32 protein-coding genes are annotated in these 22,678 nt (G+C 49.8%); 14 read left to right on the top strand and 18 right to left on the bottom strand.

Features of this window, described 5'->3' with window-relative positions:
- Positions 1–122 precede the first annotated feature (122 nt).
- The 6 genes from purB to rluE form a co-directional block, all read right to left on the bottom strand.
- On the bottom strand, positions 123–1,493 hold the full coding sequence (gene purB, locus HV477_RS03255) for an adenylosuccinate lyase (protein WP_000423763.1): 1,371 nt from the start codon (positions 1,491–1,493) through the stop codon (positions 123–125).
- A gap of 3 nt (positions 1,494–1,496) precedes the next feature.
- On the bottom strand, positions 1,497–2,138 hold the full coding sequence (gene hflD, locus HV477_RS03250) for a high frequency lysogenization protein HflD (protein WP_001519653.1): 642 nt from the start codon (positions 2,136–2,138) through the stop codon (positions 1,497–1,499).
- Between the two features lie 86 nt (positions 2,139–2,224).
- A complete protein-coding gene (mnmA, locus tag HV477_RS03245; RefSeq protein WP_001728468.1) occupies positions 2,225–3,331 on the bottom strand; it encodes a tRNA 2-thiouridine(34) synthase MnmA in 1,107 nt (368 codons plus the stop codon).
- 53 nt (positions 3,332–3,384) lie between these two features.
- Positions 3,385–3,846, bottom strand: coding sequence for an NUDIX hydrolase (locus HV477_RS03240; protein ID WP_000476064.1), 462 nt, complete (start codon positions 3,844–3,846; stop codon positions 3,385–3,387).
- Positions 3,847–3,857: 11 nt separating this feature from the next.
- The gene (locus HV477_RS03235; protein ID WP_079899176.1) at positions 3,858–4,187 is read right to left on the bottom strand and encodes a lysozyme inhibitor LprI family protein; all 330 of its coding nucleotides are present in this window, start codon (positions 4,185–4,187) and stop codon (positions 3,858–3,860) included.
- Positions 4,184–4,849: a 23S rRNA pseudouridine(2457) synthase RluE gene (gene rluE, locus HV477_RS03230; protein ID WP_001249412.1), complete on the bottom strand. Its 666-nt coding sequence runs from the start codon at positions 4,847–4,849 to the stop codon at positions 4,184–4,186. The genes HV477_RS03235 and rluE overlap by 4 nt, the downstream gene beginning before the upstream one ends.
- A 171-nt stretch (positions 4,850–5,020) precedes the next feature.
- On the opposite strand from rluE, the gene icd reads away from it, so the two are divergent.
- The gene (icd, locus tag HV477_RS03225) at positions 5,021–6,271 is read left to right on the top strand and encodes an NADP-dependent isocitrate dehydrogenase (RefSeq protein ID WP_000444509.1); all 1,251 of its coding nucleotides are present in this window, start codon (positions 5,021–5,023) and stop codon (positions 6,269–6,271) included.
- A 113-nt stretch (positions 6,272–6,384) separates the two neighbouring features.
- Here the strand turns inward: icd and HV477_RS03220 are convergent, their stop codons facing one another.
- The 11 genes from HV477_RS03220 to HV477_RS03170 form a co-directional block, all read right to left on the bottom strand.
- On the bottom strand, positions 6,385–7,527 hold the full coding sequence (locus HV477_RS03220) for a site-specific integrase (protein ID WP_000741323.1): 1,143 nt from the start codon (positions 7,525–7,527) through the stop codon (positions 6,385–6,387).
- Positions 7,517–7,753, bottom strand: a complete 237-nt coding sequence (locus HV477_RS03215; protein ID WP_000089141.1) for an excisionase — start codon at positions 7,751–7,753, stop codon at positions 7,517–7,519. The genes HV477_RS03220 and HV477_RS03215 overlap by 11 nt, the downstream gene beginning before the upstream one ends.
- Before the next feature lie 49 nt (positions 7,754–7,802).
- Positions 7,803–8,306 (bottom strand): hypothetical protein, encoded by a 504-nt coding sequence (locus HV477_RS03210; RefSeq protein ID WP_000069466.1) that lies wholly within the window; start codon positions 8,304–8,306, stop codon positions 7,803–7,805.
- The gene (locus tag HV477_RS03205; RefSeq protein WP_000066251.1) at positions 8,303–8,635 is read right to left on the bottom strand and encodes a hypothetical protein; all 333 of its coding nucleotides are present in this window, start codon (positions 8,633–8,635) and stop codon (positions 8,303–8,305) included. The genes HV477_RS03210 and HV477_RS03205 overlap by 4 nt, the downstream gene beginning before the upstream one ends.
- Positions 8,628–8,948 carry a hypothetical protein gene (locus tag HV477_RS03200; protein ID WP_001033921.1) on the bottom strand — a complete coding sequence of 107 codons (321 nt, stop codon included), beginning with the start codon at positions 8,946–8,948 and terminating at the stop codon, positions 8,628–8,630. The genes HV477_RS03205 and HV477_RS03200 overlap by 8 nt, the downstream gene beginning before the upstream one ends.
- Positions 8,949–8,983: 35 nt before the next feature.
- The gene (gene recT / locus HV477_RS03195; RefSeq protein ID WP_001126032.1) at positions 8,984–9,814 is read right to left on the bottom strand and encodes a recombination protein RecT; all 831 of its coding nucleotides are present in this window, start codon (positions 9,812–9,814) and stop codon (positions 8,984–8,986) included.
- Positions 9,807–12,497 carry an exodeoxyribonuclease VIII gene (gene recE, locus HV477_RS03190; protein ID WP_079899177.1) on the bottom strand — a complete coding sequence of 897 codons (2,691 nt, stop codon included), beginning with the start codon at positions 12,495–12,497 and terminating at the stop codon, positions 9,807–9,809. The genes recT and recE overlap by 8 nt, the downstream gene beginning before the upstream one ends.
- Positions 12,498–12,637: 140 nt before the next feature.
- Positions 12,638–12,973, bottom strand: a complete 336-nt coding sequence (locus HV477_RS03185) for a hypothetical protein (RefSeq protein ID WP_000799629.1) — start codon at positions 12,971–12,973, stop codon at positions 12,638–12,640.
- A gap of 74 nt (positions 12,974–13,047) precedes the next feature.
- Positions 13,048–13,332, bottom strand: coding sequence for a YdaE family protein (locus tag HV477_RS03180; RefSeq protein WP_000805616.1), 285 nt, complete (start codon positions 13,330–13,332; stop codon positions 13,048–13,050).
- A 381-nt stretch (positions 13,333–13,713) separates the two neighbouring features.
- A complete protein-coding gene (locus HV477_RS03175; RefSeq protein ID WP_001674119.1) occupies positions 13,714–13,869 on the bottom strand; it encodes a DUF1391 family protein in 156 nt (51 codons plus the stop codon).
- 308 nt (positions 13,870–14,177) lie between these two features.
- Complete coding sequence (locus tag HV477_RS03170) at positions 14,178–14,603, bottom strand: helix-turn-helix domain-containing protein (RefSeq protein ID WP_001224470.1); 426 nt, start codon at positions 14,601–14,603, stop codon at positions 14,178–14,180.
- Between the two features lie 95 nt (positions 14,604–14,698).
- Here HV477_RS03170 and HV477_RS03165 point away from each other — a divergent pair, with 95 nt between their 5' ends.
- The 13 genes from HV477_RS03165 to HV477_RS03110 all read left to right on the top strand — a co-directional run bounded on the left by HV477_RS03165 (position 14,699) and on the right by HV477_RS03110 (position 21,784).
- Positions 14,699–14,953 carry a helix-turn-helix transcriptional regulator gene (locus tag HV477_RS03165; RefSeq protein WP_001033911.1) on the top strand — a complete coding sequence of 85 codons (255 nt, stop codon included), beginning with the start codon at positions 14,699–14,701 and terminating at the stop codon, positions 14,951–14,953.
- Positions 14,940–15,458, top strand: a complete 519-nt coding sequence (locus HV477_RS03160; protein WP_001674122.1) for a hypothetical protein — start codon at positions 14,940–14,942, stop codon at positions 15,456–15,458. Before HV477_RS03165 ends, HV477_RS03160 begins: the two co-directional genes overlap by 14 nt.
- A 9-nt stretch (positions 15,459–15,467) precedes the next feature.
- On the top strand, positions 15,468–16,475 hold the full coding sequence (locus HV477_RS03155) for a DUF1376 domain-containing protein (protein ID WP_000729544.1): 1,008 nt from the start codon (positions 15,468–15,470) through the stop codon (positions 16,473–16,475).
- Positions 16,387–16,929: a replication protein P gene (locus tag HV477_RS03150; RefSeq protein WP_157872077.1), complete on the top strand. Its 543-nt coding sequence runs from the start codon at positions 16,387–16,389 to the stop codon at positions 16,927–16,929. The genes HV477_RS03155 and HV477_RS03150 overlap by 89 nt, the downstream gene beginning before the upstream one ends.
- A gap of 12 nt (positions 16,930–16,941) precedes the next feature.
- Positions 16,942–17,337 (top strand): DUF977 family protein, encoded by a 396-nt coding sequence (locus HV477_RS03145; protein ID WP_000089409.1) that lies wholly within the window; start codon positions 16,942–16,944, stop codon positions 17,335–17,337.
- Positions 17,338–17,574: 237 nt separating this feature from the next.
- Positions 17,575–18,258, top strand: a complete 684-nt coding sequence (locus HV477_RS28360; RefSeq protein WP_001131212.1) for a T3SS effector NleG family protein — start codon at positions 17,575–17,577, stop codon at positions 18,256–18,258.
- Positions 18,259–18,595: 337 nt separating this feature from the next.
- Entirely contained in the window at positions 18,596–18,844 is a 249-nt protein-coding gene (locus HV477_RS03135; protein WP_000911592.1) for a hypothetical protein, read from the top strand.
- Positions 18,845–18,907: 63 nt separating this feature from the next.
- Complete coding sequence (locus HV477_RS03130) at positions 18,908–19,510, top strand: DUF1367 family protein (RefSeq protein ID WP_000940762.1); 603 nt, start codon at positions 18,908–18,910, stop codon at positions 19,508–19,510.
- Positions 19,510–19,716 (top strand): hypothetical protein, encoded by a 207-nt coding sequence (locus HV477_RS28355; RefSeq protein WP_001241019.1) that lies wholly within the window; start codon positions 19,510–19,512, stop codon positions 19,714–19,716. Before HV477_RS03130 ends, HV477_RS28355 begins: the two co-directional genes overlap by 1 nt.
- A gap of 2 nt (positions 19,717–19,718) precedes the next feature.
- Positions 19,719–20,330, top strand: coding sequence for a recombination protein NinG (locus HV477_RS03125; RefSeq protein WP_079899178.1), 612 nt, complete (start codon positions 19,719–19,721; stop codon positions 20,328–20,330).
- Positions 20,327–20,473 (top strand): YlcG family protein, encoded by a 147-nt coding sequence (locus HV477_RS03120; protein ID WP_001617856.1) that lies wholly within the window; start codon positions 20,327–20,329, stop codon positions 20,471–20,473. Before HV477_RS03125 ends, HV477_RS03120 begins: the two co-directional genes overlap by 4 nt.
- Positions 20,463–21,260: an antitermination protein gene (locus HV477_RS03115; protein WP_001047630.1), complete on the top strand. Its 798-nt coding sequence runs from the start codon at positions 20,463–20,465 to the stop codon at positions 21,258–21,260. The genes HV477_RS03120 and HV477_RS03115 overlap by 11 nt, the downstream gene beginning before the upstream one ends.
- A gap of 398 nt (positions 21,261–21,658) precedes the next feature.
- Positions 21,659–21,784 (top strand): hypothetical protein, encoded by a 126-nt coding sequence (locus HV477_RS03110; protein WP_001534733.1) that lies wholly within the window; start codon positions 21,659–21,661, stop codon positions 21,782–21,784.
- A gap of 135 nt (positions 21,785–21,919) precedes the next feature.
- On the opposite strand, the gene HV477_RS03105 is transcribed toward HV477_RS03110, so the two are convergent.
- Entirely contained in the window at positions 21,920–22,369 is a 450-nt protein-coding gene (locus HV477_RS03105) for a lipoprotein (RefSeq protein ID WP_000798706.1), read from the bottom strand.
- Between the last annotated feature and the right edge of the window lie 309 nt (positions 22,370–22,678).

Genomic DNA, 22,678 nt, shown 5'->3' with positions numbered 1-22,678 from the left:
TCTTCTCCCTTGTGTTAACAATAAGAACAGTCTAGCGTTGATTATGGTGCTTTGGGGATAAACAGTTAATAAACCAGACAAATAGTCACCCTCTTTCTGAAGAAAAGAGGGTGAGGCAGGCATTATTTAAGTTCGTCGACCAGAGTCACAGCGCGACCGATATAATTTGCCGGCGTCATGGCTTTAAGGCGCGTTTTTTCTGCTTCCGGCAGGGCCAGACTATCAATAAACTGTTTCATTCCTTCGGCATCAACACGCTTGCCACGGGTCAACTCTTTCAGTTTTTCATATGGTTTTTCAATACCATAGCGGCGCATGACGGTCTGGATCGGTTCGGCTAATACTTCCCAGTTGTGATCCAGTTCGTCAAGCAGATGATCGCGGTTTACTTCCAGCTTGCTGACGCCCTTCAGGGTGGACTGATAAGCGATAAGCGCATAGCCGATGCCGACACCTAGGTTACGCAGGACGGTTGAGTCGGTCAGATCGCGCTGCCAGCGGGAAACCGGCAGTTTGTTTGCCAGATGGTGCAACACTGCGTTAGACAGACCGAGGTTGCCTTCTGAGTTTTCAAAGTCAATGGGGTTAACTTTATGCGGCATAGTAGAAGAACCGATCTCCCCGGCGATGGTTTTCTGTTTGAAATGGTTCAACGCAATATAGCCCCAGACATCGCGATCGAAATCGATCAGGATGGTGTTAAAGCGCGCGATACAGTCAAACAGTTCCGCAATATAATCATGTGGTTCAATCTGGGTGGTGTAAGGGTTCCACTGGATGCCCAGCGAGGTGACGAACTCTTCGCTGAACTGATGCCAGTCAACTTCCGGATAGGCGGCGATATGCGCGTTATAGTTGCCTACGGCACCGTTGATTTTACCGAGGATCTCCACCTGGTTGAGCTGGCGGAACTGACGCTCCATACGATACGCCACGTTCGCCATCTCTTTCCCCAGAGTGGAAGGCGTTGCCGGCTGGCCATGGGTGCGGGAGAGCAGAGGAATGTCGCGATACTGCGTGGCGAGATCTTTAACCGCGTTAATCACCTGACGCCAGTAAGGCAGGATCACTTCATCGCGCGCGGTTTTGAGCATTAACGCGTGCGACAGGTTGTTAATGTCCTCAGAAGTGCAGGCAAAGTGGATAAATTCGGAAACGTCATGTAGCGCCGGGATCGCGGCGACTTTTTCTTTCAGGAAATACTCAACTGCCTTCACATCATGGTTAGTCGTACGCTCAATGGTTTTAATGCGCGCGGCATCTTCTTCATTGAAGTTTGCAACAAGCGTATCCAGGTAACCGTTTGCGTCGGCAGCAAAAGCAGGAACTTCCTTGATCGCTGCGTGCGCGGCTAATTTCTGCAGCCAACGTACTTCGACTTGTACACGAAATTTCAGCAAACCGTATTCGCTAAAAATTCCGCGCAGCGCGCTGACTTTATCGCCGTAGCGTCCATCGACAGGGGAAACGGCGGTCAGTGAGGATAATTCCATAGATCATAACTCCGGGGTTAAATGAGCAAGAATTTGTTTTGCCTGAGTCGTCAGGCGATGACGAGAAAACATAAGCTGTAGGCGACCACCGCCTACCTGATGCCAGAGCACGGCTGCACGGATGCCTGCCAGTAGCGAGGCGCGGACTTTGGCCTGCACCTGCGGACTTTGCAGAACGGCCGGGGAGCCCGTCACCTGAATGCGCGGGCCCAATGGGCTAATCACATCCACGTAGATGCCCGCCATGGCGCTCATTAACGTGTCTGACTGTAAATCAAAATGGTCAAGCTGGCGCTGCAGGCCGTTAATGCGATCGCCTAACGTATTCAACGCGCCTTTGGCGGATGACAGCTTGCGCTCCAGCACCATCAGGCTAAGCGTATAACGCGTCAGTTCGGCGTTAAGTCCTTGTCGGCTGCTGGCATTCAGCACGCCGAGCAGTGTTTCCAGACCAAGACGCAGGTTAGCTTCGCTGCCGCCGAACACGCCCAGAGTAGAACTGGGATTCATATCAATGACACTGTTGAGTGAAACGTGCAACGCGTCGGCATCACAGTGCCCCTGGTGCGCCAGTTGTTGCACCAGGCGTGCCGACTGGCAAATGCCAGACAGCGCGAGGGTGATGTCATAATAATTCTTTGCCACAATCACTGCTTCCTTGTATCAAATAAAATACACTTCATCTTTTAAGCCGCTTTGAGGCGACTTGAATGGTGTTGTGTATTGAATAATCAGACCGTCAGCGGCAGTCGCTGCTCGATAATGCCGCCGCCCAGGCAGACTTCGCCGCTGTAAAAGACAGCGGACTGGCCCGGCGTAACGGCGGCAACCGGCTCGTCAAAAATGACCTCGATACGATCGTCATCCAGCGCGTTAATCGTGCACGGAATATCGGTCTGGCGGTAGCGGGTTTTTACCGTACAGCGCAGGGTGCCGGTGAACGGTTCGCGATCGACCCAATGTAGCTGCTGGGCGATGAGGCCTACCGACATCAGGCGTGGGTGCTCATGCCCCTGGGCGACAATTAACACATTGTTTTCAACGTTTTTATCCACCACATACCAGGGGTCTTCGCTACCGTCTTTGGTACCGCCGATTCCCAGCCCTTTACGCTGACCGAGCGTATGATACATCAGACCCTGATGCTCGCCGATTTCATCGCCGTCAACGGTAATGATTTTCCCCGGCTGCGCAGGCAGATAGCGCCCTAAAAAGTCGCGGAATTTGCGCTCGCCGATAAAGCAGATACCGGTAGAATCTTTTTTCTTTGCGGTTACCAGCCCCAGATCTTCGGCGATTTTACGCACCTGCGGTTTTTCCAGCTCGCCAACCGGGAACAGACTTTGCGCAATCTGCTCATGGCCAAGCGTATAGAGGAAGTAGCTCTGATCTTTGTTACCGTCGAGCCCGCGCAACAACCGGCTTTTGCCGTTTACATCCGCGCGGCGAACGTAGTGACCGGTGGCGATATAGTCGGCGCCTAAATCTTCTGCGGCAAATTCAAGGAAGGCTTTAAATTTGATCTCTTTATTGCACAGAATATCCGGGTTCGGCGTACGGCCCGCTTTGTACTCTTCAAGGAACAGTTCAAAGACGTTATCCCAATATTCTGCGGCAAAATTAACGGTATGCAGTTCAATGCCAAGCTTGTCGCACACGGCCTGCGCGTCAGCCAGATCGGCTGCCGCGGTACAGTATTCCTCACCATCGTCCTCTTCCCAGTTCTTCATGAACAGGCCTTCTACCTGATAACCCTGTTGTTGCAACAGCCAGGCGGAAACGGAGGAATCGACACCGCCGGACATGCCGACGATCACTTTTTTTGGGCTTTCTGACATTGGAATACTCGCGACATTGAACTTCAAGGCGGCGTATTCTATCACGCAGCCCTTTACTTGACACCCTCTGTAAACGGCCAGTTAAATTCGCCCACTATGGATAAGGGGTAACGTTGTCCCGTTTGATAACTGCGAATGCTTTCAGCCACCAGCGGAGAACGTAAATTCGGTGCGTTCAGAATCTCGTCGGCGCTCACCCAACGGCAGCAATCGATGTCATTGTCATGGGGGGCGGTCGCGCAAATATGATCAAGCTTGATAGCGAATAAAAAGCGCAGGAACGGGGTTTTATCCGGCGCAATCCACTGATGCATACGGATAAAATACTGTGGTTGCGCCGTGATGCCAGTCTCTTCCCACAGTTCTCGCGCGGCGGCCTGCGCCAGCGTTTCATCTGCCTCCAGGTGTCCGGCAGGTTGATTCCATAACGATTTACCGTTGATGGTCTCTTCCACCACCAGAAATTTATCTTCGGCATGTACGATGCAGGCAACGGTCACGTGCGGCTTGAACATAGGCATCCTTATTAAAGCGGTTTATCAATGTGGTCATAGATCGCGTCAAGCTGTTTCAGACGCTCGTTATAAGCTTTTGTCAGGCAGGTGACGTCGGCCTTGCACTGCTGACGCTGTTTAAGCCAGCTCTGCTGGGCGTCCTGCAGCGCGCCGCGACTGCCCATCGCGGACAACCCTTTCAGAAACTGATATTTGGTGTGCATTTCCACGTCTTTATCATTCAGCGTCAGGTGCGCGCAGATAGCCTTTTCATCCGCAGCCTGCGCTTTCTGGCAGTCGAAGCTGGCCGCATTAACGGATAACGGTATTAATAAAGCAAAAGCTATGAGAAGCCGTTTCATCTGTCTTTCTCCTGTGCGATCTCGCGCCACTGTCCATTATCGAGGCCGTTGAGCGTGTAGTCGCCCATGCTGTAACGAATTAATCGTAGAGTGGGATGACCGACATGCGCTGTCATGCGTCTTACCTGGCGGTTGCGGCCTTCATATAAGGTGACTTTTAGCCAACTGGTGGGAATATTCTTCCGTTCGCGAATCGGCGGGGTGCGCGGCCACAGCCAGTCAGGCTCCGCGACAATCTCAATACCGGCGGGCAGGGTAGGGCCATCGTTGAGCGTGACGCCAGTACGAAGCGCCTGCAGCGCTGCATTATCCGGGATGCCTTCTACCTGAACATAGTAAATCTTGCCGGTGCGCTTGCCCGGTTGCGTGAGGCGCGCCTGCAGCGCGCCGTCATTAGTCAGCACCAAAAGCCCTTCGCTGTCGCGGTCCAGGCGGCCTGCGGCATAAACGCCTTGCACAGGAATAAAATCTTTTAACGTGCGGCGACCTGCTTCATCCGTGAACTGCGGCAACACATCGTAAGGTTTATTGAACAAAACCACGCGTTTTGGCTGGTTTTCTTTCCGTGATTTAGATGCTTGTCGTGAGCTGAATCGCTTAACGTAGTGATTTCTAAAAGAAGTTTTTTGCATGGTGTTTTCAGAACTTATTAATTGCCGCATTATAGCGCAATAATGAGTGTCTTTCATGGCGGCAAACAATAGGGTAGTATTGACATGCTCATTACAAAACATTAACAAAAAATTGCTCTAACGCAGTCGTGCAGCAGGACGCCATTGCACATGCAGCGCGATGACAGACGAGCAAACCAGAAGCGCTCGAAGGAGAGGTGAATGGAAAGCAAAGTAGTTGTTCCGGTGGAAGGTAAGAAGATCACCCTGCAAAACGGCAAACTCAACGTTCCTGAGAATCCGATTATCCCGTTTATTGAAGGCGATGGTATCGGTGTTGATGTCACTCCAGCCATGCTTAAAGTGGTCGATGCCGCCGTCGAGAAAGCCTATAAAGGCGAGCGTAAAATTTCCTGGATGGAAATTTACACCGGAGAAAAATCCACACAGGTTTACGGCCAGGATGTCTGGCTCCCCGCTGAAACCCTTGATTTGATTCGTGATTACCGCGTAGCGATTAAAGGTCCGTTGACCACGCCGGTTGGCGGCGGTATTCGCTCTCTGAACGTTGCCCTGCGTCAGGAGCTTGACCTGTACGTTTGTCTGCGTCCCGTTCGTTACTATCAGGGCACGCCAAGTCCGGTGAAACATCCGGAGCTGACCGATATGGTCATCTTCCGTGAAAACTCTGAAGACATCTACGCCGGAATTGAATGGAAAGCTGACTCTGCAGACGCTGAGAAAGTGATCAAGTTCCTGCGCGAAGAGATGGGCGTGAAGAAAATTCGCTTCCCGGAGCACTGCGGTATCGGTATCAAACCGTGTTCTGAAGAAGGCACTAAACGTCTGGTTCGCGCGGCGATTGAATACGCTATTACCAACGATCGCGATTCCGTTACGCTGGTACATAAAGGCAATATCATGAAGTTCACCGAAGGCGCGTTTAAAGACTGGGGCTACCAGTTGGCGCGCGACGAGTTCGGCGGTGAGCTTATTGACGGCGGTCCGTGGCTGAAAATTAAGAACCCGAACACGGGTAAAGAGATCGTGGTTAAAGACGTTATCGCCGATGCGTTCCTGCAACAGATCCTGTTGCGTCCGGCGGAATACGACGTTATCGCCTGTATGAACCTGAACGGTGACTATATTTCCGATGCCCTGGCGGCTCAGGTTGGCGGTATCGGTATTGCACCGGGTGCGAATATCGGCGACGAATGCGCGTTGTTTGAAGCGACTCACGGGACTGCGCCGAAATATGCGGGCCAGGATAAAGTCAACCCAGGCTCCATTATTCTGTCGGCGGAGATGATGCTGCGTCACATGCAGTGGTTCGAAGCGGCGGATCTGATTGTTAAAGGTATGGAAGGCGCGATTGCCGCGAAGACCGTGACCTATGACTTTGAACGCCTGATGGAAGGCGCTAAGCTGCTGAAATGTTCAGAGTTTGGTGACGCGATCATCGAAAACATGTAATCCAGTTTTTGGATTAAACAAGAACGGGAGCCGAAGGGTTCCCGTTTTTATTACCTCCTTAAAGTTCTTCCCCAAAACTTTCCCCAAAACGTTTCCCCAAAACCCTTATGATTTCACCCTGTTTTTGTGTTGACGATCACCCAATCTTTTCCTCTGTCATCATTATATTTGTCTGTCATTTTTCTTGATTTATGGCCGAGTAATTTTTGCGTGTCGACACCTTGTTCTCTGTACAAGCGTTCTGATAATGATCTCTGTTCGTGAAAAGTGGGTGGGGATCCCTTATCCCATTTCAGTCCACTTCTGTCACGTGCTTTTTTGAATGTTGAAGTTAAAGAACTGGTTGAAACCTGATCACCGCGGTTTGCTTGTGAGGTGGTATGTCTGAAATGCACAAGATATTTACTGATGATTGCATCCCGGCATTTAGATACAACGTCCCGAAGAGTTAAACCCAGGGCTTCACATTTCAAGTCCAATGGTATGGCTAAACGCGATCCTGTTTTTTCCTGTTCGACATGGAGCATATCGTCCCATATGTCTTTAAACTTCATGTTACAGATATCGCCCAAACGCTGACCTGTTATTATCGCGAGCAACATTCCACACTGGAGGTATGGTTCTTGCTTTTCGGCAGCTTCATAAATAGTTTTCCACTCTTCCAGAGAAAGACGCTGACGAGTGACTCTGTTTCTCGGCTGCTTGGTCGCCAGGGCAGGGTTATAGCCTGGAGGGACATGACCGTTATGTTGCGCTTCTTTGAATACATCAATCAAAACCATGCGAACAACTTGCGCCATACGATTATGGCCTTCAGCCTTAACTGCATCCGTGATCTCAGAGATATCCAATGCGGAAATATCTTTCAAATATTGCATACCGCAATGTTCGCGAAATAACCTGACTGGTTTTGCTTTCTGTCGATAAGAATTAGGTCTGAGTTCACGGTGTTTTAACCGTTCGTCCTGAATTTCAATATACTTATCAATCCACTCAGTGACAGTAATGTCCGTTCTTCTGCCTTTCATTCTGGCAAGACGGTCGTTAACACTAAGAACCTGCCTGGTTCTTTGTTCTGCAATGATCGTGTTCGCTTCGGATGCAACCTTTTTAGCTTCCACTTCATCAGTACCCAAGCTGTGAAAGCGTCCTGAAACAGGATGTTTATATTGCCAATAAATCTTGCCCGTCCGCTTATCTAGCTTGCAGTATAGATTCGGAATTGAAATTTTGTGAGAACGTGGTCTAGCAGCCATCTGCAATAATCCGTTGTAATCTTGGACTGGCGTTTGCCGGAATTTTCGGTTCGGCAAGCGTACCAACAAATCGAGCATTACGGTCTACCATCCAGTAACGACCTACTTTAACAGCTGGAGGTATCATCATTTTGCCTTTAGCGTATTTCTTAAGGATACGCTCACTTGGTGCTTGCGCTCCGAACTCCTCATTGGCCCAGTCGAGTAAGGGGATCATTCGTGACATTTATTTTTCTCCACAAAGCCCGGCTGCACCCGGGCTGTAACATCAAATATCAGTGCTGGTGGTCGGTATTAATATCAGCCAGATAAACACGCGGAATTACCGGAGAGTAGCCAGAAAGCGCTTCTTGCAGTCGTTCAAGCTTCACGTATTCCTGAACGCAAGTTCCCGAGTAGTTATTTAGCCAGATAGTCGCCTTTTCTGGGTCAGGCGTATAAGTAACCACTTCTCCCGATTGCCAGCACAGGGCGTACAGGTCAGCGGCTGCCTTAACCTGCGCGTATGGCAACTCGGCAGGGCATTCCTCCGGCACTACCGGCACTGGCTGGGCGCTGTACTCATGTGCCACAGCCATTTGTGGGTGATTGGGATTATTACACGGCACTCCACACACCTCACAGACAGCGTGCTGTATCCCGTCCAGCCTGCGGCGTTCCTGTAGCTCTCGCATCGCCGCTGCAATATCGGTGTAGTCAGTCAAAACTGAATCGTCGCAGATTTCAGCGCGCGCCAGAATTTCAGCTATTTTCCTGTCTGTTAGTTTGTTATTGCTCATCGCAATACATCCTCCACACTGATTAACCCTTTACGGCTCAAATAGTTCATTGCGGCGCCGTGTAACTTGCTGTTCGGCCTGGCGTTTCTAAGCGAGTGGGCCAGACGCTTAATCCACATCGTTAATTCTTCCACTTGCTTTTCTGCTTCTTCCAGTTGTTCGCGCACCTGTCGCATATCATCACGCTGAGTAAGTGCCGATTCAGGCATGGAATGTTCGGCACACGGGATTATTGTGTGAACGTCTGAGTATTCGCCGCCGCCGTCACTGAATGCCATTACACAACCACACTTTGATTTGCCGTTCACAAAGACAATTTTGTTACTCATAATGACCGTCCTGCACGTTGCGTAACCAGATACAGACCGCGCCGTCTTCGGTGTCGTGAATGGAACCGACAAACCAGCCGTTACCTGCTGGCGGATCTGGTTGCCACGTTGAAATGTCGCACCCGTCAACGTCAGGATCTATTTCCTCGTCATCCAGGTATGAGACTTTCCATTCCAAACCGTTAGCCTCCAGCCAGGCATTAAACTCGTCTGGAGAGATAACCTCACGACCATCGCAAAACTGTTCGTACAGCGGGTGAGTCCAGTAACCGTAATTATCGCGCTCTACGGGTAATGCAGTGATTTTGTTCATTATCATTTCAGGCGGTCAGCGACCGCCAGCCTCCGTTATGCGGTCACGTTCTCTTCCACGCCAGCGTTTTCGACGACGCTGTACTCACCTGTGATGACAGACGCATCAGCCGGATCGATAGTCAGCGTCTCCTTTTCGTCCATTGATACCGCGCGCTGGATCTCAATGGATACAGGCAGGTATTTGAACAGGCGGCGTATGGCGGTTTTTTTTGCCATTTCCTCCCAGTGAGTAACCCACGGGCCGTTGTTACCGGCTTTGCTCTGTGCCCGTACCAGCTCTATCTGTTTACGGGTCATTACCTCAAACTGTGTGCCGCCATCTTTAAGGCGGGCAACGGCATAGACATGAGTAACTGGTGCATCTTCGTTCTCACCCGGACGGTGTACCAGCTTCTCTTCCAGACCAAACTCGAAGCTGAAATCGTCACCTTCGCGGACGACGCGCGCGGAAAGACTTGCAATCTGTCCGGAACGGCGGGCAAGGTCGATCATTCCCCGGTAGCCAATAATTAACTGAACGTTTTTTTTGCCTGACTTTTCGTTTCTGTTTCCGAACGGTAGCAGATAGGCATGACCGAGCGCGCCGCCGGGTTCCAGCCCAAGCTGGGAACACTGAACGATGGCGCTGACAAAACTCATGGTGTCACAGTCACCCAGCGCCGGAACTTTTCGGATTTCCGTTGTGGCTATCCGGATCATGCGTTCCGCTGTCATGTGGCGGGGCAGGGCCGCCGCCAGTTGTTCTTTCATGGAAGGCTGGTTGATAAAGCTGATCACATCGTTGTTATTTTTCACTGCCGTCGGGGTGCGTGCTCCCTGTGTTTTTTGCAGGTCGGCTTTTGCAATAGGTGGTTGTTTAGGCATTTGCATTCTCCTTCGCCCAGCGGGGCAGTGATAAAGTTTTAATGGCAGGCCATTCATCGTTATTAAGGCATTCGGCCAGGGTTTGCAGATTGCGACGATATTCCCGCTGACCTGCCAGTTTTGCGTCTTCACCCATCATGAAAATCTCAACCGGGTAACGCCCACATTCGGCGGTTGTACTGGCAACAAGGAAGACGAAGGTGGGTATCTCACCGAACTGCGCCCGATAACCGTCGCTGTAGAAAGCGTCCTGTACGTGGTAGCGATAATCGTAATAAGCTGTCCTGAACCGCTGGATATCAGCAGTGGTTTTCACATCCATGATCCAGAGAAATTCAGGGATGATTTTGTCCGGACGGCACCGACACAAAATTCCTGTTTCCGGATCTTCCCAGTAGACTGATGATTCAGCATATCCGGCGCTTTCAACCAGCCACTGCCCCAGCGGTAACGCCATCACACTCTGGTACATAAGTTCGATTTTCCGGCCTTCTTCTGCCGTAAGCACGGTTCTTCCTGTCCGGGCGCACTCTTCCAGAAAGGTTTTCTCTTCTTCTTTTCCTGCACTGGTACGGCGGTTAAACTCCGGTGCGATGATGAAGCGTTTACTGAATTCCTCTGGTTCCAGTACCCGGCAGTGAAAAGCCGTTCCTGTATCGAGAGATTTTGTTTTCTCCGTGTCCACGGGGGCATTTTTGCGCCAAAGATAAATTGCTGGTGTATCTGCGATATCATCAAGCTGTGATTTACTGACGCCGGGGCCAGCGTGATACGCCTCGTTAGGGATGTCATAGTAAATACCTGGCTGTATATCATCAGGGACAGTGAAATTTCCGTTTTCTACGGGATCTGCCGCTTCGCCAGCTTCATCACCGCCAGTACCTGATCCACCGTCCGTTGTAATTTCCTGTCCTGTATCGCCAGCCGTTTCCTGCTGGTTACTCTCTTTCGGCGTTTCTCCATCTCTTTCTGTTCTGGCTTCCGTTTTTTCGGTCTGGTTTGAGGGGGGCGGGAATAGCGCTGAGACATCGAAAGTCCCGTCCGCGTTTCTGGTGACAGCCTCCGGGTCTGCTGCTGGTTGTTTTTCCTCTGGCACCACTTCTTCTTTTTCACCCTGATTTGAGGCGCTGTAATTGTTATGAACCCACTTCGGATCGTCAGGGTCGCTGATGCCTTCGACATATTCACCGCGCGCGGCTGCCAGTTGTTTACCAACATCAACCGGGTTTTTGGGTGAAATGTTTTTACGTGCTTCGTGCAGTTCTGCCCGTATTTTCTGGTAGCCTGCTTCTGTCTGGCTTACAGGTGGCTCATTCTCCAGCGGCTGCGGGTCCGGATGATGTTCAGTTGTGTCCTGTTCCACTGCTTCAGGCGTTGCTGGTTCATCTGCCAGTTCGCCTGTCGGTTGCGGTTTTTCTTCATCACACTGAAATCTCCCTGTCTCAATATCCCGCAGACATTTGCCCGCCTGACGAAGCCTTGCTGCATTTTCTTCATGGGTTGTTGGGGTGTTATCAGGCACATATTCGTACCAGTCCGGATCGCGAACACCATGAACGGCAAGAAAGCTTTCGCACCACGTCCGGCGAAGATCAGGATTACCGTTATGTACGGCCTTTGGCGCTTTGCGTACCAGGTCAATAATGGTCTGTCGGTCGTAGCCTTTGATGTCGGGAATAATGCCCACTGTCATCGACATTTGTTTCCAGTCTTCCCGGTCTTCGGCGATGATACGTTTTGCAAAATCCATTGCAGGACGCAGGTTATTCAGATCCAGCTCCTCACAGAAACCACAGGCGAGCTCATAGTTAATCGTTCTGTGTGTCGGTTTTTCGCTACGGCGTGGACGTTCTGGCTTATTTACGTCGGCGACAATTACTTTATGTGGCCCGGTTTTTTTAACGGGCGCAGGTTTATTCTTCAGGCGCTCAGCCCATTCCTTAACCAGCAGGCCGCGGTTAATGTGTTCAGCACTGAACCATTCCTTAAAAAACTTAATAGTGGTGCATAACTCAGGCACTTTTCCATCGACAGGAAATACCTGTTTATACGCATTCACTGCTTTGTGAATATCGTGCTCGATAGCTTTTTTGAACGGCTCTACATTTTCTGCTGCGAGTATCAGGTTCTGGACAGTGGTATTCTGAGTATCCATCTCCAGACACGCGATTTCTTTTTTCTGGTCTGTATCGACGTGATAAAGATATTCTCCATCGCCAATATACTGTGCCAGAACGCGATGGCGGAACGCCAGTGTCGCAACCACGGTCAGTTGAGGGTTTGCTGGCGGGTTATGAGATTCCTGTATCCCGTTTTCTCCGGCAGGAGTGCCAGCACCGTCGGCGCGTTCTGTTTCATCTGATTTAACAGCAGAAGCTGCGCCGGGGATAAGTGTCAGGATTTTGCCGTCTTCGCCACCGGGTTCGCGGTTTTCACAAAATTTAGTGTCAAAGACACCCTCGGGCGGAATGTCATTTTCTACCGGAAAATGTACGCGTACAGGTCTGGCAAAATCAGCTTCATCAAATCCGGCAGCATCCATAGCCAGTTCGCCACGGGAGAGGGAGAGTGACTGCTTTTTAGCTGTACACCAGAAAAAACCGGCTTTAAAGCCGAGGCGTTTCCTGGCACTTTCATTTTTAACCTTGTAATAAAATGAATATTCTTCCTGCTTAATGCTCATTGTTTTTTAACCTCAGTTAAGATTAAAATCGTTTTGCCAGTGAAAATCCTCTCCGGGTGCTCACTGGTCATGTCTCTGGTGGTGGGTCTGGTCGCTCACCTCAGCATCGCCGGGATGTAAAGCCGGGGAAGCGCCTGCATTTAATGCAGGCTTTTTTCCTTTGAGGCCTCAGACATCGCCCGCGCAAAATCACTGGCAACAGACAAGCTCTTCAATGCACCAATAACCTCCCTGGGGACGTCTTTCACTTTGAGCAACATGGCTGCTGCGGCTATAGTGGAGTCCCATGCTCCTGTTTTTTCATCTGCATATGCAGTTATTGATTTATTTATTGAATAGCCATCTTCGTTTCTGCTTAACTCGTATGAATAGCCAATAACTACCGGCATATTGTTTTGCTCGCATATCTTAAATATACGGCTGGTGAGTTCTTTTAGTTCCTGTAATACTGCTGCATCAGGCGTTGTATTTTTCATTTTTATTTCCTTTTTCAGGTTGAGTGAATCCCTGCCATTGCTGGCATAGTTTTATTGTTTCAGTAAATGATTAATTAAAGTTCATGTGCCATCTGGTCATGGCTGGCACAGCGTTTACTGCAATATTTTTGTTTTTTACGTGAAATAAGCGTTCCGTGCATATATATCAGTTCATATTCGTATGCGGTCTCTTCCGGTATTGCTTTCTGACAATATGCGCAGTTAATTAATGTCGGGTCTCCTTTCTGGGTGAGTAGAGTATAAATTTTACGAATCAAGCCCGGTTTTCTGTTTATTGCAGTCTGCTGTTTAACCGGACTGCGCATCCAGTCGGAACGAGGTGTAATGACAGGTTTCATCGTTTTATCCTCTTTGCCTGTTTATAAGCGAATTTTGTTGGTGCGGTGCCTGGTGCCTCCAGGTGACGATAACCAGTTAACCATTACCGCCGACTACTATTTCCACCCACAACATGAAGGACCGTTATGTCTTTTTAACTGTGCCGCGTGCGCTTAGCCGCATTCACCACACCACAAAATTCGCTTTAAAAAGGGCGGAAACCAGAAAGGAATGAACTGGTACCGCCAAAGACTACACACAGCAATGTCACGGGTTCCACTCGCAACCGGAAGCGCACTGTCGCAGTGGATTAAACGACAGACCTGACAAGGGAAGGTTCTGCGTAGTGCGCTTTCGTGTTGCGCCGGATGCTTTTCTGAATCCGGCTTCCTGTCTGGCTCTTACTCACAATGGTTTCTTGTTAACCAGCGTTGTGCGCCAGCTTCAGTTTTGAAAGTTTTGCTTCTGGTAAACGTCATGGCGGTAAACGTACCGTCATTATTGGGAAATACGCCATAAACCACAGATTCATTGTTGCCTAAGTCGATTGCTTTCATTTTTCCCTCATCCGCTTAACGCCCGGCGGCGGAACGTTTTATCTACTGCGCTTGTTACTTAACAACAACTGCCGTCATGTTCGTATGCCTCAGGCTGGCTACTTAGCCCGACTCAGCAGCGGGATAACTCATGGTATTGTCCGGCTGTTATCTGGTCTGACGTTGTCTTGATGAATTCATTAAACACGAAATGATGCGCAATTGTCAACACAAAATGTGTTTTTTGTTGGGGGGGGCGTTCTGCTGGGCTTGAGGCAATAAAAAACCCGCCAGTGGCAGGTTTTAAACTATTCAGGTCAAGTCTTAAGTTAGTTTTCTGGAGGTTGAGTTGAGTTTTTAAGGCGATTTCTTAGGTACGTTTCAACATAGTCATCAATCTCTTTTAAACGAACCTCAAAGAGATCAATCATTCGTTGTTGCTCTGAGCTTGGTAACTGATTGAATAACTCAAGCAATTTTTTATGTTGATCACTTAGCCATGCCTGCGAGGAGTCCCTTTCACCAAATAGAAGTTCGGGTGGGGAAATACCTAGTGCTTCACCAAGTACAACTGCATCATACACCCCAACATTTCTACTTCCTGCTTCATAGTTTCCTATGCGTGACTGAGTCCATCCACAAATCTCAGCTAGTTTACCTTGAGACAGGCCGAGTTTTTGTCTGCGCTCCTTGAGGCGCATTGCGATCTCATCATTAAGCCGGCTGGCGGCAATTTTTTCATTTTCTTTTCTCATGGCTCCCTTTTATCACGATGCGTGATTTACGCAAAACACAAAACAGCTTGACCATGCAACACAAATTGTGTTTAGAATTGTGGCGGAGGTTTTAAATGAACAAAATTTCAACATACAGAAAGCAACTGGGGCTATCTCAAAGGCAGCTTGCGACTCATTTGGGATGGATACAGAGCCGTCTGGCGAACTACGAAGCAAATTTTCGCACACCCGGACTGGAGGAGTGCCGAAAAATTGTTGCCACACTTAACCATCTGGGATCTCGCTGTGTTCTTGATGATGTTTTCCCGCCTCATGTGAACGATAGCAGAACCATATTAGCGAAGGTGAACAACCATGATCACCCCTGAAACAGCCAGTCAGGCGTTATCGTCATGGCTGGCATATCTACAGATAACCCAGGAAACCGCCACGCAACTGATCACCCGCGCATTCCTGGAGCAGCCGGCGCGACCGGAAATAGCGGTTCACCGTATCGAGCGTGACGACGGAACGGTGGATTACGACGCATGGCGCCGTAACCGGATAAACATTTTTCAGCGCTGGCGGAAACGGGAAACGGCGGAGCACTGCGAGAAATTCTCTGCGCTGATCCCCGCTATTCTGGAGGCGATCCGCAAAAGTGCGCCGGAACTGCATAAACGAATAACGGCAGGGCAGAGCATTGAATACCTGCTTTCACAGCTTTTAAAAAAACCGCAGTGGCAAGCGCGGTACTTCTTGGCGCGCCGCTGGCGGATTTTGAGCGAAAGTGTGACGAGGCCATATATGCGTTACAGGCGTTACGTAGCGGTTATCGCCAGCAGTACCAGAGTGAGTAATTTTTTATGTTTTATCGCCCGGAAAAGAGCGTAGAGAGGCTTTATGGCCGCACTTCCATACATGCAGCTTTACATCGCTGATTATCTGGCGGACACCATGCACCTTTCTGCCGAGGAGCATGGAGCCTATTTGCTGTTGATGTTCAATTACTGGCAGACCGGAAGAGCTATCCCGAAAAGCAGGCTGGCAAAAATTGCTCGGATTAGCAGTGAACGCTGGGGGGCAGTGGAAGAGTCCCTGAGAGAGTTTTTCATTGATAACGGTACTGAATGGATTCATGAGCGTATCGAAAATGATCTCGCTGCGGTCAGGGATGTTCTGGCGAAAAAGTCGGCAGCAGGGAAAGCATCTGTTCAGTCCAGAAGGAACAGGAAGAAAACGCAGGCCGCCAGTGGAAGTAACACAAGTTCAACAGGTGTTGGTTTGGTGTTTAAACAGGAAGCCAACAAAAAGGGAACTAATAAAGATATAGATCTAAAAGAATTAAACCCCACACATAACGCGTGCGCGCGCGCGAGTGCTCCGGTTAGTCAGCCTGGAATTATGGAACAGCCTGTCGTGACTGAACCGGAATACCGGGAAGGCCTGAACGAGCCGATCGGGAAATTCTCAATGATGGATGACTGGCATCCCTCGCTGGATTTCCGACAACGGGCCGCCCAGTGGGGCGTTGCGTTACCAGAGCCGGAATATTTACCTACGGAGCTTGTCGCGTTCAGGGATTACTGGACGTCGGAGGGAAAGGTGTTCACACAAATCCAGTGGGAACAAAAATTCGCCCGTCACGTAAACCACGTTAGGGCAAAGGCGAAACCAGCCAGCAGGGGAGAAAACCATGCAGAAATCCAGCCAGACAGCACCGCATCGCGGGCAGTACAGCAAATCAGGGCAGCCCGCGTGCAGTGGGAACGCGAAAACGGGATCGCCAGCGACGGAGACGGCCTGGCGACTCTGGGAAGTCATGGGGGAAATTTATTCGAACCGATGGACGCAGAAGAACGGCGCGGCACCTTCGAAGCTGTGGGTGGCCCAGATTGGGGCGATGACTGAGCGCCAAATCCGGCTGATTTGTCAGCAGTGTATGGAGCGATGCCGGGCGGCTGAGACATGGCCGCCGGACCTGGCTGAGTTTATTTCGCTGGTTTCTGAAAGCGGAGCTAATGCGTTTGGTCTCACAGCCGATGCGGTGCTGGCGGAATATCGTCACTGGCGTAACGAGTCCTGGCGCTACTCCGGCAGTGATAAATATCCGTGGCCTCAGCCGGTTCTGTATCACATCTGCACCGAGATGCGCAGAACGGGCGTTGAGCACCAGATGACGGAAGGCGAACTGAAACGACTTGCAGAACGGTTACTGGCGAAGTGGACAAAACACGTCGGTAATGGTTTCAGCATACCGCCGGTACGCCGTCAACTGGCAGCGCCGCGTCATCCGGCAGGGCCAACCCCGGCACAACTGATGATGGAAGAATTCAGACGGCGTAAGGCGGCGGGAAGGCTTTAACAGGGGGGACTTATGAGCAGAAATTACACACCGGCGCAGAAAGCTGAAATACAGAAGCGCCTGACGGAACTGGTACGAAACCACGGTCGGATGACGTTTGGAGAACTGCGGAAGATAACGGGGTTAACCATTTTTTCAGCCCGTCACTACCTGGAAAAGGCGGAAAGTTGTGGGGATCTGTATCAGGCCGGGAGAAGCGGTATTTTCCCTTCGGAACAGGCTTTCCTGCTTTGGAAGCAGAAACGTGAAGATGCCAGGATTACCCGCTTTCTGAAAACACCGGAGGGTGTGGTGCGTTCCTACGACCGGACCAGAAACGTTATCTGTACGGAGTGCCGGAACAGCGTGACGATGCAAAGGGTACTGGCATTTTATCGGGGAAATTACCGGGAGGCGAAATCTGAATGAAAATCGAATACCAGGAAGGATGTGCTGAGTCCCGTCTGAAACTACGTGTGAATAATGAACAGACTAAATGGAATATGTCCTAAATTTGATTGAAAGCGTTGCATTAAAAATACTAGATCATTCAGGATGTTTAAGTATTAGTTAGGTGTGGATGATAGTGAGATGGTGTGGGGTATGTTTTCAAAAAAATAATAACTACTGTGTTCTTAACTTTAATAATATAAAAGGAAATGAAATATGCCATTAAGTTTTCCAAATGTATATTTAAATACCCATATGAGAATAGAGACATTACCCTCGGATATTCTCGACAGTATACGTAATGCAGCCAGACCTCCTGATGGCGCGACTGGGCCGACTGAAATACAGGTGCAACTACGTGATGCATTATACCTGGTACGTCATAGCCCCGACGAAGGAGCATTTGAGGTGGTTCCATGGCGTGAGCCGGGGCAGGTTTATAGTGATATTCGCAGGAGTTATCCAGAAAGGTTTAGCAATGCAGAAAGGCTGGCACGCCAATTAAATCGTACATGGAATATGCCTGCACCGCCTGCATCTTTAACTTTTTCTGAATCCCAGAACGCTAGATACCATTTTAATACTCAACCTGCCAACATAAGAGATTTATTACCTGTTAGGATTAATTTCTGTAGTTTTCAGGTTGAAGCAGGAAGTTTTGCATGTTCTGAAGAACATTTAACTTGTCCGATAACGCTGGATATTCCAACAAACGGTGTTTTTGTTAAAGTATCATCACAGTCAGATATTTGTTGCTTATTTGACAAAGAGGCATTCCTCAACCTGGTGTGTCAGGGATTAGAGCATCCTTTGAGTCGGGAGCCTATCTGTATGGGTATGATAGTTAGAAAAAGTGAATGTTTTTTTAATACCGAGCGTGATAAATTTACCTTAAAGTAGTGTCTGATTAAATATTATCAGATGAATATGAACTTTGTACGGACAGACGGAGGCCGCTGTCTTCACGGCTTACGAATTTGAGGGGTAAGAGACCCGGCGGGGAGAAATCCCCGCCGCCCCTGATGTGTCAGGTATCCTCAATGCACCCACATTCAACCCGCTCCGGCGGTTTTTTTAATGCCCGGGAAATGAGCATGTCAAAAATCACCAGTTTTAAAATTATAAATAGAACACAGTGAAAATGTCATTGCATGTGGTCAAAAATCAGTCATATTTATCAATAATGATAATTAGTAGCCAGCTATATATTCATGGTGAGAATGAAGATGCTTTAAAAATGCTCAAGTTCGTTATCTATGGAGACACCGTGAAAAAATTAAATAAAACATTCACTTGTAAATATGCTGTTATTCGCCGTGATGACATGACAGTAATTGCTGAAATGGATTTTTTTCCTGACTGCAACAGGTCATTGATGTATCGGGATGGCCGCTATGTCCGGTTTCTGCCGTTGTTGCAAAATGACATCATGGGGAGCGATACCCTGATTAATGAGCTGACTATCAGGGCCGGTTATCATGAATAATCATCCTTTGTTATACTCGTCTGAGGGCTGAACTCCCAATCTACTGCGCCACCGGAGAGAACGATGGCGCATTTACAACTGGTCAAGCAAACCTCATCAGGGCTTCTGCTCCCGGCGACGCCGGAGAGTGGGGATTTCCTGCGCTCAGTAAAAATCGGTGAGTGGATACACGCCGATTTTAAGCGTGTCCGCAACTACGCCTTTCATAAACGATTTTTTAAACTCCTTCAGCTTGGTTTCGACTACTGGACGCCAACGGGCGGCACGGTCACATCGCGGGAACAGAAACTTATCTCCGGGTTCGTTAATTTTCTTTGCGACTCCGCAGGCCAGGAATATACCCCGGCCCTTAACGAGGCGGCGGAACAGTACCTCCATAACGTAGCTACCCTGCGAACCGGGGACGTCGCCCTTCTTAAATCTTTCGATGCCTACCGCGCATGGGTGACGGTTGAGGCTGGTCACTATGACGCCATCCAGCTACCGGACGGCACCCTTCGCAAACATCCCCGCAGCATCGCTTTTTCCAGTATGGATGAGGTCGAATTTCAGCAGTTGTATAAATCTGCGCTTGATGTTCTCTGGCGCTGGATTTTATCACGTACATTCCGTACTCAGCGCGAGGCCGGGAACGCCGCCGCCCAGCTCATGAGCTTTGCGGGGTGATGGCGATGAAATACTCCTGGTTCCATCATCATGACTGCACAACCGAGCAGGCCGACACGCTGATATCGGATTATCAGAAGCGGGGCGTAAGGACAGAAAAGAGCCTGAACCCTGACTTCATTACCTGGACTGTCAGCGCGAAATTACCTGAATATGCACACCGGGTGCGGACGCCAAAATCCTTACGCCAAAAGGTCTGGGGGTGAACATGGCTAAATTACCGCGCCGTAAGTGCGCAAACAAAGAATGCCGCCAGTGGTTTCACCCGATACGCGAGGGGCAGATCGTTTGCTCGTACCAGTGCGCCAGCGCCGTCGGCAAAGAACAAACCAGAAAAGCTCGCGAAGCCGCGCAACGTAAGGCGCAATCCCTTCAGCGCGCCGCTGAGAAAAAAGAACGCGCCACCTGGCGCCAGCGGAAAGCCGCGGTTAAGCCGCTGAAGCACTGGATTGACTTGACGCAGCGCGCCGTAAATGACATTTGCCGCGAAACCGAACTGGCAGAAGGACTCGGTTGCATCTCCTGTGGAACGAAGACGGCGTTCGCATGGCATGCAGGCCATTACAGAAGTACGGCCGCCGCCGGACATCTGCGCTTCACTCGCTTCAACATCCATCTTCAGTGTGATGTCTGCAACGTCTACAAATCAGGGAACATCGAAGCATATCGTACCGCGCTGGTTGAGCGTTACGGTGAGGCGGCGGTGCTGGCACTCGAGAACAATAACACCCCGCACCGCTGGACGGTCGAGGAGCTGAAGGAAATCAGGCTCGCGGCTCTGGCGGATCTGCGTGCGCTAAAAAAGCTGGAGGCCGCATGAAACCAGAACTGATCGAGATACTCCGCATGCGCTGGTTGCGTCTCCGAATTTATCGATACCGGGGATCTTTTCCTGTGGCATACCGCATTCTTCGTAATTACGTCCGCATTGAAGCAAAACGGGAGCATCGAAATGAATCTTGAGTCCTTACCGAAATATTTTTCACCTAAATCCATGATGCCCGGCGCAGTACCATGCGGAATAACGTCTGATACGCTGACTATTACTGACGTAATGGCATCCCTCGGGCTACTTACTGCAAAAGCCGCAGTGGGTATTGAATTGTATCTTGCAAAAGCTGGGGTTTTATCTTCTGAAAATATCATCGCCTATATCAGGCTATTAGCAGAGCAGCGTGCAGAACGGCATGGGGCATTACGGAAAATGGAAGAGGGTAAGCGTTCAAAATTTCTCGACACTATGGCGCGTTATGTATTTCGCGATTATTCCCTCAGCGCGGCCAGCTTGGTGACGTGCAGTAGCTGTCATGGTGCTAAATTAATTGATGCTGAGGTTTTCACGAACAAGGTTACCTATCCGGATGGTAAGCCACCAAAATGGGTAAAAGATACGAAAGGTATTTCTCCGTCCGACTGGGAGGTGTGGAAATCAGTTCGTGAGCAGGTGCGCGTAGTGTGTAAGGCGTGTGATGGCAAAGGCCATGTGAAAAATGAATGTCGTTGCCGGGGACGCGGAGAAATTCTCGATAAGAAAAAATCTGAGTTGCAGGGCGTGCCGGTTTATAAAAAATGCCCAAGATGCAAGGGAAGAGGCTACCCACGTCTCAAAGATACCGAGATTTTTAAAGCACTAGGAGTAACGGAAATGGTATGGCGGTACAACTATAAACTGTTTTTCGATCGGCTGGTGGAGCATTGCCATATTGAGGAATCGTATGCAGAAAAGGTTCTGGGAAACGTGACTCGATGACCAAAATAATTTAGCTATTGCAAACTTAACGGAAAATGGCTAACCTGATTCCAACGATGGGTTATTATGCCTGTGACGTTACAAGAATTAAGAACCTCGCCTCGGCGGGGTTTTCTTTTATGGATTCCCGACGCCAATAAGACAAAGTGCGGGGAGTGATGCGGAGTCTACATGTTCCAGCCGACCGCAAAGCTCACACAGGCAGGACCACAATCTGATACCGCGATAGCTTTTGCTGATCGCGCCGGAGCGGTAACCGGCAACAATTTAAGCCTCGGTGATTGCCGGGGCTTTTCTGTTTGTGCCGTCCGGAATAATCCCTCTGAGTTTTGTCGTTGATCCACCGGGCGGCCTTCCTACTTCACACTGCGCCATCCGAGCTATCGGAGGTGAGGCTTATGAAAATGCACAACGATCCCCATTCAATGGACTCACAATCTATTTTTGCTGGCTCACAATTACTGCCAATGGAAAAAACTTCTCATTTGGCTCTGAGCGTCGGATTTCGCTCTCACTTAGCGTGAGTCCACGTCCGATTTCAGTTGCAGTTATTGTGAGCCAAAATTTGCGCTGATTGCGAGTCTGACTTTTTTCGATTGTGAGTCGTTACAGATAGCCGCCGGGCCAGACACCACAACGGTACCAGGTGGCGTTATGTGCTAGAAACCGAAATTCTTGAACATCTCATTACTACTCATATCGTTGGCTGGCGCACGGTTCATCGACTCCATCTGCTTGATCAACCCTATGCTAGCACCAACAGGCCCCCCGACGCTGAAACCGACGCTGCTGGAGCGGGTTTTGCTGGTGCTACTGCTGTGGGTTTGACTACGGGTGTTACAGTTGCTTTGGTGTGTCCGTGTGAGACCATTTTCGCTGAGCTGGCTATCTTCACTTTGGGTGCAGTTTCCCTGTGACTGGCTGTGACTGTCTCCTGTGGTGTGGTTGCGGCTATCCGTGTGCCACTCGCTATAGCCTCCCGCCGGCGCAATGATTCCGACCGATGTACCGTGGGTGGCATAGGGAGGCATGACCATGCCACTACAGCCACCGAGCAGTAACGCGGTGCCGACGATAAAAATGAACTTACCCAGAGCGGTGTTTTTCATTAGTTCCTACCTATTTCTTCTCGTTGGTTATTTCTATGCCCTGCCTTGGCAGGGCTCGCTATTATTCATTCTTCAACTGTGAGATCAAGTTATTTTAATTAAATCGGTATTATTCTTAATTGTGTTCTTTATGAATAAATATCCTCCGGCTATGCCGGAGGATATTTATTATTTCCCCTCATAACTGAGAGGACCCACACAACCAGAGGGGGATGAATGTCCGAACCTGTATCCAGTGCGACAGTGTTGGCTGGTGGATTAATGGGGGCCAGTGTATTCGGTCTGGCAACCGGAACCGATTATGGTGTG

Origin of the sequence: Salmonella sp. SG203, assembly GCF_013350575.1 — a bacterium.
In the GTDB taxonomy this organism is placed as follows: Bacteria; Pseudomonadota; Gammaproteobacteria; order Enterobacterales; family Enterobacteriaceae; genus Salmonella; species Salmonella enterica.
Note: the sequence above shows the minus strand (reverse complement) of the source record. Positions and strands in the feature narration are given on the sequence as shown.

Bases quoted from the DNA above. Each gene is read 5' to 3' on its own strand.
- purB (WP_000423763.1), bottom strand. From the start codon at position 1,493: ATGGAATTATCCTCACTGACCGCCGTTTCCCCTGTCGATGGACGCTAC.
- mnmA (WP_001728468.1), bottom strand. From the start codon at position 3,331: ATGTCAGAAAGCCCAAAAAAAGTGATCGTCGGCATGTCCGGCGGTGTC.
- HV477_RS03240 (WP_000476064.1), bottom strand. From the start codon at position 3,846: ATGTTCAAGCCGCACGTGACCGTTGCCTGCATCGTACATGCCGAAGAT.
- HV477_RS03235 (WP_079899176.1), bottom strand. From the start codon at position 4,187: ATGAAACGGCTTCTCATAGCTTTTGCTTTATTAATACCGTTATCCGTT.
- rluE (WP_001249412.1), bottom strand. From the start codon at position 4,849: ATGCGGCAATTAATAAGTTCTGAAAACACCATGCAAAAAACTTCTTTT.
- icd (WP_000444509.1), top strand. From the start codon at position 5,021: ATGGAAAGCAAAGTAGTTGTTCCGGTGGAAGGTAAGAAGATCACCCTG.
- HV477_RS03220 (WP_000741323.1), bottom strand. From the start codon at position 7,527: ATGGCTGCTAGACCACGTTCTCACAAAATTTCAATTCCGAATCTATAC.
- HV477_RS03215 (WP_000089141.1), bottom strand. From the start codon at position 7,753: ATGTCACGAATGATCCCCTTACTCGACTGGGCCAATGAGGAGTTCGGA.
- HV477_RS03210 (WP_000069466.1), bottom strand. From the start codon at position 8,306: ATGAGCAATAACAAACTAACAGACAGGAAAATAGCTGAAATTCTGGCG.
- HV477_RS03205 (WP_000066251.1), bottom strand. From the start codon at position 8,635: ATGAGTAACAAAATTGTCTTTGTGAACGGCAAATCAAAGTGTGGTTGT.
- HV477_RS03200 (WP_001033921.1), bottom strand. From the start codon at position 8,948: ATGAACAAAATCACTGCATTACCCGTAGAGCGCGATAATTACGGTTAC.
- recT (WP_001126032.1), bottom strand. From the start codon at position 9,814: ATGCCTAAACAACCACCTATTGCAAAAGCCGACCTGCAAAAAACACAG.
- recE (WP_079899177.1), bottom strand. From the start codon at position 12,497: ATGAGCATTAAGCAGGAAGAATATTCATTTTATTACAAGGTTAAAAAT.
- HV477_RS03185 (WP_000799629.1), bottom strand. From the start codon at position 12,973: ATGAAAAATACAACGCCTGATGCAGCAGTATTACAGGAACTAAAAGAA.
- HV477_RS03180 (WP_000805616.1), bottom strand. From the start codon at position 13,332: ATGAAACCTGTCATTACACCTCGTTCCGACTGGATGCGCAGTCCGGTT.
- HV477_RS03175 (WP_001674119.1), bottom strand. From the start codon at position 13,869: ATGAAAGCAATCGACTTAGGCAACAATGAATCTGTGGTTTATGGCGTA.
- HV477_RS03170 (WP_001224470.1), bottom strand. From the start codon at position 14,603: ATGAGAAAAGAAAATGAAAAAATTGCCGCCAGCCGGCTTAATGATGAG.
- HV477_RS03165 (WP_001033911.1), top strand. From the start codon at position 14,699: ATGAACAAAATTTCAACATACAGAAAGCAACTGGGGCTATCTCAAAGG.
- HV477_RS03160 (WP_001674122.1), top strand. From the start codon at position 14,940: ATGATCACCCCTGAAACAGCCAGTCAGGCGTTATCGTCATGGCTGGCA.
- HV477_RS03155 (WP_000729544.1), top strand. From the start codon at position 15,468: ATGGCCGCACTTCCATACATGCAGCTTTACATCGCTGATTATCTGGCG.
- HV477_RS03150 (WP_157872077.1), top strand. From the start codon at position 16,387: ATGGGGGAAATTTATTCGAACCGATGGACGCAGAAGAACGGCGCGGCA.
- HV477_RS03145 (WP_000089409.1), top strand. From the start codon at position 16,942: ATGAGCAGAAATTACACACCGGCGCAGAAAGCTGAAATACAGAAGCGC.
- HV477_RS28360 (WP_001131212.1), top strand. From the start codon at position 17,575: ATGCCATTAAGTTTTCCAAATGTATATTTAAATACCCATATGAGAATA.
- HV477_RS03135 (WP_000911592.1), top strand. From the start codon at position 18,596: ATGCTCAAGTTCGTTATCTATGGAGACACCGTGAAAAAATTAAATAAA.
- HV477_RS03130 (WP_000940762.1), top strand. From the start codon at position 18,908: ATGGCGCATTTACAACTGGTCAAGCAAACCTCATCAGGGCTTCTGCTC.
- HV477_RS28355 (WP_001241019.1), top strand. From the start codon at position 19,510: ATGGCGATGAAATACTCCTGGTTCCATCATCATGACTGCACAACCGAG.
- HV477_RS03125 (WP_079899178.1), top strand. From the start codon at position 19,719: ATGGCTAAATTACCGCGCCGTAAGTGCGCAAACAAAGAATGCCGCCAG.
- HV477_RS03120 (WP_001617856.1), top strand. From the start codon at position 20,327: ATGAAACCAGAACTGATCGAGATACTCCGCATGCGCTGGTTGCGTCTC.
- HV477_RS03115 (WP_001047630.1), top strand. From the start codon at position 20,463: ATGAATCTTGAGTCCTTACCGAAATATTTTTCACCTAAATCCATGATG.
- HV477_RS03110 (WP_001534733.1), top strand. From the start codon at position 21,659: ATGAAAATGCACAACGATCCCCATTCAATGGACTCACAATCTATTTTT.
- HV477_RS03105 (WP_000798706.1), bottom strand. From the start codon at position 22,369: ATGAAAAACACCGCTCTGGGTAAGTTCATTTTTATCGTCGGCACCGCG.